Genomic DNA, 13,022 nt, shown 5'->3' with positions numbered 1-13,022 from the left:
CGGACCCGGCGGGAACGGGTCGGGCGGAAACGGCCCGGGCGGACCCGGGGGAGCCGGCGGACTCGGCGGATGGGTCACAACAACCTCCTCGCACGAACGGGCGTCCCCCCACCCGAATCGCATACCCCTCGGCCCCGGGCACACACCGTACGGATCGCGACACCGGGCCGCCGCCGCGGCAAGGGGACACAAGCGCGGTCAGCCGGCGCAGCACCGGGGAGCACAGGGCGAGAGCGTGTGCGAACGTGTGTTCGAGAGTGCTCCGCCGGGGTCGCACCGGGAGCTCCCCGGTCGCCGATAAGCGCATTACCCTGACCCAGGATCAGCCACCCGACCCGCCGGAGCCGCAGCCATGACCAACCAGGTCCCGATCACCTCGACACCCCTCCCGGGCATCGGCACCCAGTTCATCCTGAAGACCGCCGGCGGACGCGCCCTGAGCGTCGTGGCCGCCCGCGACGGTCGGCGCAGCCTCGCGATCTTCGAGATCGACGACCCAGACGCCTGCGGCCCCGGCGTACGCCTCACGCAAGCCGAGGCCGCCGCCCTGGCCGAGCTCCTGACCGGCGAGTAGCCGACCCCGTACCCGACCGGAACCGCACCGGAACTTGCGGGAACCCACCGGAACCGGAGCCGCGCCGACCGATGCACGACACCACCGCCCTCCTCATCCAGCTCGGCGCCATGCTCCTGGGCCTCAGCCTGCTCGGCCGACTCGCCGCACGGATGGGGATGTCCCCGATCCCCGTCTACCTCCTCGCCGGTCTCGCGTTCGGTCACGGCGGGCTCGTGTCCCTTTCGGCCAGCGACGACTTCGTGTCGGCCGGTGCCGAGATCGGCGTGATCCTGCTGCTGCTGATGCTCGGGCTGGAATACAACGCCGGCGAACTCGTCTCCAACCTCCGGTCCGGAGCCCCCGCCGGCGCGCTCGACTTCGTCCTCAACGCCATCCCCGGGTTCGTCGCCGGGCTCCTGCTCGGCTTCGAACTCGTCGGCTGCATCGCGCTCGCCGGTGTCACCTGGATCTCGTCGTCCGGCGTCATCGCCAAGGTCCTCGGCGACCTCGGGCGCCTGGGCAACCGGGAAACGCCGACGGTGCTGAGCGTCCTGGTCATCGAAGACCTCGCGATGGCGGTCTACCTGCCCATCCTCACCGCGCTGCTCGCCGGGGTCGGCTTCCTGGGCGGCAGCGTGACCGTGCTCATCGCACTCACCGCGATCGCGGTGGTCCTCGCCGTCGCGCTGCGGCACGGCGGCACCGTCTCCAGGGCCCTCGCCAGCGACGAGCCCGAGTTCCTGCTGCTCGGGGTACTCGGGCTCACAGTCCTGGTGGCCGGGCTCGCCAACCAGCTCCAAGTCTCCGCGGCGGTCGGCGCGTTCCTCGTTGGCATCGCCATCTCGGACGAGGTCGCCGAACACGCCCAGCAACTCCTCGCCCCGCTCCGCGACCTCTTCGCCGCCGTCTTCTTCGTCTTCTTCGGCCTGTCCACCGACCCCGCGGACCTGCCGCCCGTCCTGCTGCCGGCCCTCGCGCTCGCCGTCGTCACCGCCGTCACCAAGATCGCCACCGGCTACTGGGCCGCCCGACGCGCCGGGATCGCCAAGCCAGGCAGCTACCGGGCCGGGGGCGCGCTCGTCGCCCGCGGCGAGTTCTCCATCGTCATCGCCGGCCTCGCCGTCGCCGACGGCACGGATTCGCGCCTCGGCCCGCTGGCCACCGCGTACGTCCTGCTCCTCGTCATCGCCGGCCCCGTCACCGCCCGCTTCACCGAACCCGCCCTGCGCCGAGTCTTCGGCCCCCGCCCGACACCCGCACCCACCCGCCCGGCGGAGGGACTGGACCTGCTGCCCTGAGCCGCGCGGCCCGGCCCTCCAGCCTCCGCGACACGCCGTGGGGAAAGACAGCCTTTCAAGCTGTCCATCATGTATGGGGTGAGAATTCACGGTTTGGGTACTCATGCCCGGGTCCGCTGTACGCCTCCCCGAGCCGCGAGCGCCTGCCCGGCTCGGGGAAACCCCCGAAGGAGCCGATGGCCGTGACTGACGTATCGAGCATGGGATCGCCCGCCGGCGACGGGCGCTCGGAACTCACCGACCGGCAGGGACACCCGATCCACGACAACCAGAACCAGCGCACGGTCGGCGCTCGCGGCCCGGCGACTCTGGAGAACTACCACTTCCTGGAGAAGATCAGCCACTTCGACCGCGAGCGCATCCCCGAGCGTGTCGTCCACGCGCGCGGTGTCACGACGTACGGCTACTTCGAGGCGTACGGGACCTGGGGCGACGAGCCGATCAGCCGCTACACGCGGGCCAAGCTCTTCCAGGAGCGCGGCAAGCGCACGGACGTGGCCGTGCGGTTCTCGACGGTCATCGGCGGGCGCGACTCCTCCGAGGCGGCGCGCGACCCGCGCGGGTTCGCGGTGAAGTTCTACACCGAGGACGGCAACTGGGACCTGGTGGGCAACAACCTGGGGGTCTTCTTCATCCGTGACGCGGTCAAGTTCCCCGACGTGATCCACGCCCTGAAGCCCGACCCGGTCTCCCACGAGCAGAAGCCCGCGCGGATCTTCGACTTCATGTCGCAGACGCCGGAGAGCATGCACATGCTCGTGAACCTCTTCAGCCCGCGCGGCATCCCGGCCGACTACCGGCACATGCAGGGCTTCGGCGTCAACACCTACAAGTGGGTGAACGCCGAGGGCCGCACGATGCTGGTGAAGTACCACTGGATGCCCAAACAGGGCGTGCGCAGCATGACCGAGCGCGACGCGGCCAACGTGCAGGCCGACGAGCTCGGCCACGCCACGAAGGACCTGTACGAGGCCATCCGGCGCGGCGATCACCCCGAGTGGGAGCTGCTCGTCCAGATGATGGACGACCACGAGCACCCGGAGCTGGACTTCGACCCCCTCGACGACACCAAGACCTGGCCCGAACAGGATTTCCCGCCCAAGCCGGTCGGCCGCATGGTGCTCGACCGCACGGTGGACAACTACTTCGCCGAGAACGAGCAGATCGCGTTCGGCACGGGCGTCCTGGTCGACGGGCTCGACTTCTCCGACGACAAGATGCTCGTCGGCCGGACGTTCTCCTACAGCGACACGCAGCGCTACCGGGTCGGCCCCAACTATCTACAGCTCCCGGTCAACCAGGCCAAGAACGCGCGGGTGCGCACCAACCAGCGCGACGGCTTCATGGCCCACTACGTCGACCAGGCGGGGGACAACCCCGAGGTCAACTACGAGCCGTCCATCACCGGCGGCCTGCGCGAGGCGCAACACCCGACGACCGACGAGCAGGGCCCGGAGATCCGCGGCCGGCTCACGCGCAGGCGGATCCCCCGCACCAACGACTACATGCAGGCCGGGCAGCGCTACCTGCTGATGGAGGACTGGGAGCGCGACGACCTGGTCGCCAACCTCACCACCATGCTCTCGCAGTGCGACCGGGCCGTGCAGGAGCGCATGGTCTGGCACTTCCTGCTGGTCGAGAACGACCTGGGCCTGCGCGTCGGGGCGGGGCTGGGCATCGGCGCGGCCGACGTCGCGCATCTGGAGCCCCTGTCCGGCCAGACGCTGACGGACGAGGACCGCAAGCGGCTGGAGAACCTGGGCGCCAACCCGCCGCGGGACGTCAACGGCCTCACGATGACGCACTGCGTTCCCGACGAACGGCACGTCGTCACGCGTTGAGCGCACGCCGACGCCACCGGGCCCGCGGGCCGGTCCCAGAACCGGTCGCGGGCCCGGTCGCGTCGGGGGCGAACACGGGCCGCGCACCGCACCGCTGATTGAGGGGTGACTCGCGCGGACGCCGGCTTCCGCGCTCCCCTCTCGCCGGCGCCGGTGGCGAGACGTCGGTGATCGGCGTCAGTGCCGCTGAGGGGTGACCGCACGGACGTCACTCGGTCGGTGCGTCGGCTTCCGCGTCTCCGTTCTCGTCGGCGCCGGTGGCGAGGCGTCGGATGATCGGTGTCAGTGCCGCGTTGGCCAGTGTCGCGGTCGTCGTCGCGGACAGCGCGATCGACCAGCCCACCGGGCCGAGCGGCGTGCAGCCGAAGAAATTGCTGACGCCCGGCGTCTGGATCACCGCCGCCAGCAGCAGTGCCGAACCCACCCCCGCCACAAGGACGTTGCGGTCCAGCGATCCCGTGGTGAGCGTCTGCCCGAGCTGCGTGCCGACCAGCGCGGCGAGGGCGACCGTGCCGGCGCGGCGCCGGCGTCCGGTCAGTCGCGCGGCGCCCCACGCCAATCCGGCGCCCAGTGTGGTGGTCGCGGCGCGCAGCAGCATCTCGTGGGTCAGCGCGGTGCCCAGCGACTTGTCGGGCCCTTCGCGCAGGAGGTGTTCGATCGCGTCCGCGCGGGGTTCGCGCATCGCGATCGCGACTGCCGGGGCGAGGTCGGTCAACAGGTTCACCAAGAGGATCTGACGTGCCGTCAGGGGCGAGCTGCCGGTCAACGCCGCGGCCAGCACGCTGAATCCGATCTCACCGAAGTTCCCGCCGACCAGGATCGCCAGCGCCGTACGCACCGACGACCACATCGCCCGGCCCTCGACCAGCGCCGCGATGATGGTCTCCAGCCGGTCGTCGCCCACGATCAGATCGGCCGCCGCGGACGCCGCCGGGGTGCCGCGCCGACCCAGGGCGATCCCGACGTCCGCGAGCCTGATCGCCGGAGCGTCGTTCGCGCCGTCGCCCGTCATCGCCACCACGCGGCCGAGGCGCTGGTACGCCTCGATGATGCGCACCTTGTGGCGCGGGCTGCACCGCGCGATGACGTCGACCTCCGGCAGCAGACGGTCCAGCGCGTCGTCGTCGAGTTCATCCAACTCCGCGCCCGTGCACAGCTTTTGCTTCTCGTCGTCTTCGCTGATCGTGGCGGAGATCGCGTCCGCGGTGGCCGGGTGGTCGCCGGTCAGCATGACGATCTGCACGCCGGCCTCGCGCAGCCGCGCGACGGCGTCCGACGCACCCCCGCGTACGGGATCGGACAAGCCGACGAACCCGACGAACGTCAGGTCGGTCACCGCGTCGTCGTCCAACTCGCCTGCCTTGATGGTGCGTTCGGCGATCGCCAGAACGCGGCGCCCGGCGCCTGCCAACTCCTCCGCGGCAGCGGTCATTTGCTTCCGAGCACGGGCGTCGAGCGCGGCGTCGCCCTCGGCCGTACGCCGCCGCGAACAACGCTCCAACACCGTCTCGGGCGCGCCCTTGACACTCAGGAGCCTGCCGCCACCGGGAACGCGCCCGGTGGTCGCGTGGTACGCCCGCGACGGCTCGAACGGCAGCGCGTCGGACCGACGCCAGCCGCCGGCACCCGACTTCGACGTCGCCCGCGCGCGGCGTGCCCCCTCGATCACCGCCCGGTCCGTGTGATGCGCGGGCTTCTCCGACGAGCGCGCCGACGGCGTGGCGCGCATCGCCGCGCCCAGCACCGCACGGAGTTCGTCGTCGATCTCCTCGACCGGCGCAGAGCGCTCGCCGTCCGAGACGACCGCGAGCCGCAGATCGCCTTCGGTGAGCGTGCCGGTCTTGTCGAAGCACAGCACGTCCACGCGCCCGAGAGCCTCGATCGTGCGCGGCCTGCGCACCAGCGCTCCTTCGTCCGCCAGCCTTCGCGCCGCCGCCAGTTGCGCCGCGCCGACCAGGAACGGCAGGCCCTCGGGCACCGACGCGACCGCGAGGTTGACCGCGGCACCGAGCGTCGTCGACAACGGCCGGCCGTGCAGGAGCCCCGCGCCCACGACCGCGCCCGCGGAACCGAGCGCGATCGGGATGCCGTTCTTCGTCAGCGACGACAGGCGCGCCTCCACCCCGGCCCTGGGCGGGGCGTGGCGGGCCGTCGACAGGCTGCGCCCGATCTCGGTGCCCGCACCGGTGGCGACGACGACCGCGACGGCGCGGCCGGCGGCCACCGTGGTGCCCTCGTACACCATCGACCGGCGGTCGGCGAGCTGCGCGGCGATGACCGGCGCGGGGTCCTTGGGCGAGGGCAGCGACTCGCCGGTCAGGGACGACTCGTCCATCTCCAAGCCGTCGGCCTCCATCAGGCGCGCGTCTGCGGGGACGACGTCCCCCGGTCCGAGGAGGATCACGTCACCGCGTACCAAGTCACCTGCGGTCACGACGGATTCGCCGCCGTCCCGGCGCACGCGGGCGCCCACCGCGGAACGCGCGAACAACTCGGCCAGTGCCCGATCCGTACGCACCCGCTGCACCGCGCCGACCAGAGCCGACGTGCCGGTGATCGCACCGACGAGCGCCGCGTCGGTCCCGGACCCGACCGCGGCGGCCAACGCCGCGCCGGCGGCGAGCACGGGAGTGAGCGGATTGGCGAGTTCGTCGAGGAAGGACGACCACAGTCCGGGCCGAGGGTCGGTGTCGGTGTCCTGCTCCCCGGCGGCCCGGGCGCGGGCGGACGCATCTTCCGCGCCGAGGCCTTCGGCGGACGTCCGCAGCCGCGACATCACCGCGTCCACCGGCATCAGATGCCACGGGGTGCCGTCGGCCGGGGTGTCGGCCGGCTGCGCCGACAACTGCCGCGCCCGCCACGCCCCGAGGCAGAACGCCATCGCCGCCGAGGCGGTGCCGGCCTGCGCGCCGCGCGCGGCGGCCCGTGCGGGCGGCGCCTGAAGCGCGGCGACGGCTCCCACGCCGGTGCCGCCGGCGGCCAGGAACACGCTGTCGTGGTCCACCCGGGCGGCGGCCCCGACCGCGTCCACCAGCAGCGCCGCGCCGACCAGGTCGGAGCCGACCAGCAGATGCGCGCCCCACGGCGGGGGGTCCCCGTCATCGTGCACGCCCACCCCGCAGTCCGCCGCGCCCAGAGCACGGCGCCGACCGGAGACGACGAGCACCACGGCGCCGTCCGCCTGGAGCGCGCGGATCGACGACACGATGCGGTGTCCGCCGGGGACGACACGGTCCGCCCAGGCCGGCGGCGGGTCATCGGGGGAGGAGGGATGCGCGCGGGAAGAGCCGTTGCCGGCCCCGGCGGAGGCCTTTTGCGGCGGGATTCCCGGGCGAACGTCGCCGCCCGCGCCGCCTGCGCTGCCCGCTCCGCCCGCTCCGCCCGCTCCGCCCGCTCCGCCCGCTCCGCCCGCGGTGCCGTGCGCAGCCCCGGACCCGGCCACCGTCGCGGCCTCGTCGCCCGGATCGTGTGCCGCGACGACGATCTTCGCGCCGGAACGCCGGGCCGCAGCCGCGATCGCCTCCGCACCCGGTGCCATGCGGCGGGCCAGGCCGACCACAGCCTGGAGGCGCTGTCCCTCGGCGAGGCCCAGAACGTCCTCGGCGTGGCCCTTGCGCAGGCGGGCGGCGGCCTGCCTGCCGGTACGGCCGCGCAGGTCCAGCGCGTCCAACGGGCCGAGTGTCCAACCGTCCTCCGAGCGCGTCTCGGTGACCGCCTCGGGGTCGAACATCCGGAACGCCCGTTCGGCGACCTCCTCCGGCCGCGCGCCGGACAGGGCCGCCACGTCCACGAGTTCGGCGCGGCGCCCGCGCAGCACGGCGGCGTCGATCACGACCGTGTCGACGTGCCCGAGCCGCCGCAACACGCCGCGGTCCATCACGATCACCCCGCGCAGCGCGAGGAGTCGGCCGAGCGATGTCGCGAACCCCTCGCGTCCCGACTCCGGCGCCTTGGCCACGCCCGTGAGCGCGACCGCCGCACCGCGACGCACACCGGCGAGCGGTGCCGCCAGCAGCCCGGCGGCGGACGAGAAGCCCAGCGCGCGCTCCGCGTACCGGTCGGTGGCGTTGTGGGGGACAGGGCGCGGGCGTTCGGTGACGACGGCCTCGGCTGCGGCGTGCTCGGCCCCGAGGATGAGCCGCTCCTCGGCGTCCGTCCACGTCGCACGATGCGCGCGAGCCTCACGCCACGCCGCGGCCCGCTGCACCACGTCGAGGACGAGCCCTTCGCCGCCCGTCGCGACGCCCTGGAGCAGCGCCCCCACGATCGGCATCGCCGACCGTGCGGTGTCCGGGTGCAGCGGCAGCGACTCGGTGGCCCACCGGCGCAGTTTCGGGTGGAACTGGAACGCGGCGGCCGTCGCGGCGACTTCGCGCGGCAGCGGCGCCCACGGCGCGATGCGGTTGACCAGCGACAGCCACAGTCCCACGCCGTCCGCGGCGAACGCGGCCACGGAACGCCGCGTGCCGGGCCCCTCGCACGGGTGGTGCGCAATCTCACCCCACTCGTCGGTCGGCTCGCCGACCATGTGGGCGCACTCCGCGCCCGGCGGTGCCTCGCCGCCGACCTCCGCCTCGGCGCGCGCGACAATGTCGACGAGTTCGCCGCGCCGCGTGTCCGCTGACTCCAGCGCGACGATCACCCGGGCACTCGGCGCGTTGACCCGGGCCCACGCGACATCCGGGTGCTCTTCCAACGCACGTTCGATCCGGCGCGCGAGGCGTCCGCCGTCGGGGCCGTGTACGCCGTAGACCTCGATGTGGCAGCGTCCCGGCCGCGACCAGATACCGCGCCTGCCCCGACCGACGGCCGCCTCGGCCAGGCCGACCGCGCCGCGCAACCCGGTCGTGACACCGGCCGCCAGCAGTCCCGATCCGGGTACGCGCCGAAATTCCAGGCCGAGCACGGGCACCTCCTTTGGTTTCGGGTCCACCTTCGGCGCTGCCCAGGACACGCCGGGCTACACGGCTCGTCTTGCGCCTGACGAGGACGTGGCGAAACCTTTCGCCGGCCGAGCCGCCACGCGCCGGCAACGCCGGCGCACAAGGTCGCCCCCCACCCGAGCCGGCAGGCCCCAGCTACCGCACCGCAACGGCAAAGGGGCAGGTCACGCCTGGTGTCGGCAGCTGTGCAGGGAAACCGCTCCGAGTAGATGCCGCCGATCCGGGCAGCGTCCTCGCACGGCGGCAGCCCGTCAGGGCACCGCCGCTTCCACGGTTTTCGCCGTCCCGGCCCGACTTCCGTGCGCCGGCGTCCGTGGCGAACCAGACGGGCGGTACGCGCCTCCGTCGTGACCGCCGCGAACCAAGAAGGAGTTCCACCATGTGTGGCTTGAGCGGAGAGGTTCGCTTCGACGGGCACCGGCCCGACGTCGCAGCGGTCGAACGCATGACCGACCGCCTCGCGGCGCGCGGACCGGACGGCCGGGGCGTATGGTCCCAGGGCGCGGTCGCGCTCGGACACCGCCGCCTCGAAGTCATCGACCTGTCGGAGCGCGGCACACAGCCGATGACCGACCCGCACACCGGCCTCACCGCCGTCTTCAACGGCTGCATATACAACTACCGTGAGCTGCGCGCCACCCTGCGGTCCCGAGGGCACCGCTTCTTCTCGACGTCCGACACAGAAGTGCTCATGGCGGCCTACCGCGAGTGGGGCGTCTCCTGCGTCGAACGGCTGTACGGCATGTTCGCGTTCGTCATGGTCGAGCACGCCGAGGGACGCGTCGTCCTGGGCCGCGACCGGCTCGGCGTCAAACCGCTCTACCTCGCCGACCAGCCCGGCCGACTCCGCTTCGCCTCGTCCCTGCCGGCACTGCTCGCGGGCGGCGGCGTCGACACGTCCCTCGACCCCGTCGCCCTGCACCAATACCTGTCCCTCCACGCGACCGTGGCCGCGCCGCGCACGATCCTGTGCGGCGTACGCAAACTTCCCCCCGCCACCGTGCGCGTCATCGAGCCCGACGGCAGCCACACCGACCACCGCTACTGGCAGCCCGAGTACACCCGCCGCCCCGAACACGCGGACATGGACGCCGCCGACTGGCGCGACGCGGTCCTCGCCGCCCTGCGCGCCTCCGTGCGGCGCCGCGCGGTCGCGGACGTGCCGGTGGGCGTCCTGCTGTCCGGCGGCCTCGACTCCAGCCTCATCGTGGCGCTGCTCGCCGAGGAGCAGCACGAGGACCTGGCGACGTTCAGCGTCGGGTTCGAGACCGAGGGCGGCGAAGTGGGCGACGAGTTCGCGTACTCCAACCTCGTCGCCCGGCACTTCGCCACCGACCACCACCAGATCCTCGTGCCGTCCGACCGGCTCCCGCTCGCCCTCGACCGCGCGGTGGCGGCCATGAGCGAGCCGATGACCAGCCACGACGTCGTCGCGTTCCATCTGCTGTCCGAGCAGGTCGCCAAACACGTCAAGGTCGTCCAGAGCGGCCAGGGCGCCGACGAGGTCTTCGCCGGCTACCACTGGTATCCGGACTTCGCCAGCGCACCGCGCGCCGAAGCCCCCGCGGCCTACGCCGACGTCTACTTCGACCGACCGCACGCCGACCTCGCGCGGATCGTCGAACCCGATATGTTGCCCGCCCACGACCCGTCCGCCGACCTGGTCGACACGCACATGTCCGAGCCAGGCGCCGACACCGCCCTCGACGCCGCGCTGCGCCTGGACACCCACGTGATGATGGTCGACGACCCGGTCAAGCGCGTCGACAACATGACGTCCGACTGGGGTCTGGAGGCGCGGGTCCCGTTCCTGGACCACGAACTGGTCGAACTCGCCGCCGCGTGCCCGCCCGAACTCAAGCTCACACAGGGCGGCAAGGGCGTGCTCAAGGACGCCGGACGCGTGGTCCTGCCCCGCGAGGTCGTCGACCGGCCCAAGGGCTACTTCCCGGTGCCCGCTATCCGGCACATGGCCGGCCCCGTCCTCGAACGCGTGCGCGAAGCCCTTGCGGCCCCCGAGGCCCGCCGCCGCGGGGTGTTCCGCCGCGAGTGCGTCGACGCGCTGTTGGCGGCACCGGACACCCACCGCACCAAGCGAGGGGCGAACGCCCTGTGGCAAGTGGCTTTGTTGGAGATATGGCTGCAAGAGCACCGGATCAGGTGACCGGCGCCCCCGCCCCCGCGGGGCCGGTTGCGGCACCGCTGCCCGACGCGGCCGGCCACGGCACCCGTGCGCCGCGCGTCGCGGCACACAGCTGCCTGCACCCGACCGCGTCGCCGTCCGGCGCGCACGTCGCCTTCATCTGCGACCGCGAAGGCGTGCCGCAACTGTGGACCGCGTCCGCCGACGACACGGCACCCCGCGCGCTGGACACCGGACCGGATCCGGTGCGCGAGGTCTCGTGGTCGCCCGACGGCCGGTGGATCGCGTACACCACCGCGCCCGGAGGCAGCGAGCACACCAGGGTCCTGTGCGTACGCCCCGACGGAACCGGCCGCCGCATTCTGGCGGGTGCCGACCCGGGCCAATCCGCCCACCTGGGCGCATGGGCGAGGGACGGCAGCGCGGTGGCCCTCACGGTCACCGAAAGCGGCGCGGGCAACCACGGCGGCATCGCCGCGCGCAGCGGGACCGGCAGGAACGGCGGCACCACGGGAAACGACACCGAGGACACGCCCCCCGCGCGAGCGCGTGCGACCGGGCGGATGCCTCCGGATACCGTCGTCGACGGCCTCCCGCGCACCTGGCCCCGCGAGGGCGTCGGCGCCGAAGGCTATCCGCTGCGCCGCCGGTTGACCGCGTACCTCGTCGACCCGGACGGCCTGGCCGCAGCCGCGCTGCTGACCACCGAGGCACACGCCTCGTCGCTGCGCGTCTGCGACCTCACACCCGACGGCCGTCTCGCGCTCGTCCGGCGCGGCCCGCGCGGGCGCCGCGAGGCCGTCGTGCTGGAGACCGCGTCGCGCGAGACCAGGAGCGTGTTCCCCGTCGCCGACGGCGACCCGTGGATCGGCGGCTTCACCGACAACGGCGGCGTGGTGTGGCTGCGCAGCGACGCCGACCGGGAGTTCGCCGCACTGTGCGCCGCGCGGCTGCGCCCGGACGGCTCGTGCGCGGAATTCACGCCGGTGATCGCCCGTGAGGGGGCCGGACTGGAACTGCTCCACGTCCCGCACGGCGAGAACCCCGCCGCGCTGGTGTGGAACGTGCGCGGATGCAGCGAGTTCGAGCTCGCCACCCTCCGGTCGGAGCCATCGGATGCGGTCCCGCCACGCGAAGAGGCGCCCGCAGCAAGGCGGTTTGAACTGCGCACCCCCGACGGCGGCCTGCCCGCCCGGCCCGCGGTCCTCCGCGACGAGCCCGACGTGCCGCCTCCCACCGCGGCCCCGAGCCCGTCCCCGCTGCCGTCCCCGCTGCCGGTGTCGTTGCCGCACGAAGTGGTCACCCGGCTCGCCGAGGCTGGTCCGGGTGCGTACCTGGTCGGGCTGTCCGGGTCCCAGCGTTCGCCGGGAGTCTGGCGCGTGCAGGCGGCAGGCACGGCGGTGCGCACCGGCTGGTCCGCACGCGACGACGCGCTCGCCGGCCCCGGCAGCCGCCCCGTCCGCCCCGAACTCCTGGAACTGTCCGCCCGCGACGGCCTCGCGCTGAGCGGCTGGTACCACCGCGCGCCGGAACGCGCCGACGACCGACCCGGGCCGTGCGTCGTCCACCTGCACGGCGGCCCCGAGTCCCAGGAGCGCCCGGTCTACGCGTCGATGTACCACGAACTGCTCGCGCGCGGCATCGACGTCTTCGCGCCCAACGTGCGCGGCTCCTCCGGTTTCGGGAAGTCCTTCGTGGACGCCGACCTCGGCGCGGGCCGGTTCGCCGCGATCGACGACGTCGCGGACTGCGCGGCCCACGTGGTGCTGCGCGGCCTCGCGGACCCGGCGGGGCTCGCCGTCATGGGTCACTCGTACGGCGGTTACCTCACCCTGGCGTCGCTCGTCTGGCACCCGGAGGTGTTCCGGACCGGCGTCACCGTGTGCGGGATGTCGTCGTTCGCGACGTTCTTCGCCGGCACCGAGCCGTGGATCGCCGAATCGGCCGCCGTCAAATACGGCCATCCCGAACACGACCGCGAACTCCTGCACGCGTTGTCCCCGTTGACGAGGTTCGACGCCCTGCGCGTTCCGTTCCTGGCCGTCCACGGGGAACACGACACCAACGTTCCGGCCGACGAGTCCCGGCAGGCCGTGCGCGCCGCCCGCGACCGCGGCATCCCCGCCGAACTGCTGGTGCTGCGCGAGGAAGGCCACGACTTCCAGCGCGCGGCCAACCGAAGGCTCTTCCGAGCCCGCGCGGCCGACTGGATCGAGCGCCATCTGTCGTCGTGACCGCCCG

The 13,022-nt window shown here is 73.3% G+C and carries 6 protein-coding genes; 5 read left to right on the top strand and 1 reads right to left on the bottom strand.

Annotated elements, in window-relative coordinates:
• Positions 1 to 352 precede the first annotated feature (352 nt).
• The 3 genes from ACRX5W_RS17695 to ACRX5W_RS17685 all read left to right on the top strand — a co-directional run bounded on the left by ACRX5W_RS17695 (position 353) and on the right by ACRX5W_RS17685 (position 3,695).
• Positions 353 to 574 carry a hypothetical protein gene (locus ACRX5W_RS17695; protein ID WP_436789133.1) on the top strand — a complete coding sequence of 74 codons (222 nt, stop codon included), beginning with the start codon at positions 353 to 355 and terminating at the stop codon, positions 572 to 574.
• Between the two features lie 71 nt (positions 575 to 645).
• Positions 646 to 1,854 (top strand): cation:proton antiporter, encoded by a 1,209-nt coding sequence (locus tag ACRX5W_RS17690; protein WP_436789132.1) that lies wholly within the window; start codon positions 646 to 648, stop codon positions 1,852 to 1,854.
• A 182-nt stretch (positions 1,855 to 2,036) separates the two neighbouring features.
• Positions 2,037 to 3,695, top strand: a complete 1,659-nt coding sequence (locus tag ACRX5W_RS17685; RefSeq protein WP_436789131.1) for a catalase — start codon at positions 2,037 to 2,039, stop codon at positions 3,693 to 3,695.
• 208 nt (positions 3,696 to 3,903) lie between these two features.
• Here ACRX5W_RS17685 and ACRX5W_RS17680 read toward each other — a convergent pair whose 3' ends face one another.
• The gene (locus ACRX5W_RS17680) at positions 3,904 to 8,601 is read right to left on the bottom strand and encodes an HAD-IC family P-type ATPase (RefSeq protein WP_436789130.1); all 4,698 of its coding nucleotides are present in this window, start codon (positions 8,599 to 8,601) and stop codon (positions 3,904 to 3,906) included.
• Between the two features lie 416 nt (positions 8,602 to 9,017).
• On the opposite strand from ACRX5W_RS17680, the gene ACRX5W_RS17675 reads away from it, so the two are divergent.
• Positions 9,018 to 10,802 (top strand): N-acetylglutaminylglutamine amidotransferase, encoded by a 1,785-nt coding sequence (locus ACRX5W_RS17675; protein WP_436789129.1) that lies wholly within the window; start codon positions 9,018 to 9,020, stop codon positions 10,800 to 10,802.
• Positions 10,775 to 13,015 (top strand): S9 family peptidase, encoded by a 2,241-nt coding sequence (locus ACRX5W_RS17670; protein WP_436789128.1) that lies wholly within the window; start codon positions 10,775 to 10,777, stop codon positions 13,013 to 13,015. Before ACRX5W_RS17675 ends, ACRX5W_RS17670 begins: the two co-directional genes overlap by 28 nt.
• Positions 13,016 to 13,022: the final 7 nt, after the last annotated feature.

The organism is Yinghuangia sp. YIM S10712 (assembly GCF_051388935.1).
In the GTDB taxonomy this organism is placed as follows: Bacteria; Actinomycetota; Actinomycetes; order Streptomycetales; family Streptomycetaceae; genus Yinghuangia.
The sequence above is the reverse complement of the archived record's forward strand: the minus strand, read 5'-3'. Positions and strand labels throughout refer to the sequence as shown.

Coding starts and splice junctions, on each gene's coding strand:
- ACRX5W_RS17695 (WP_436789133.1), top strand. CDS start 353: ATGACCAACCAGGTCCCGATCACCTCGACACCCCTCCCGGGCATCGGC.
- ACRX5W_RS17690 (WP_436789132.1), top strand. CDS start 646: ATGCACGACACCACCGCCCTCCTCATCCAGCTCGGCGCCATGCTCCTG.
- ACRX5W_RS17675 (WP_436789129.1), top strand. CDS start 9,018: ATGTGTGGCTTGAGCGGAGAGGTTCGCTTCGACGGGCACCGGCCCGAC.
- ACRX5W_RS17670 (WP_436789128.1), top strand. CDS start 10,775: ATGGCTGCAAGAGCACCGGATCAGGTGACCGGCGCCCCCGCCCCCGCG.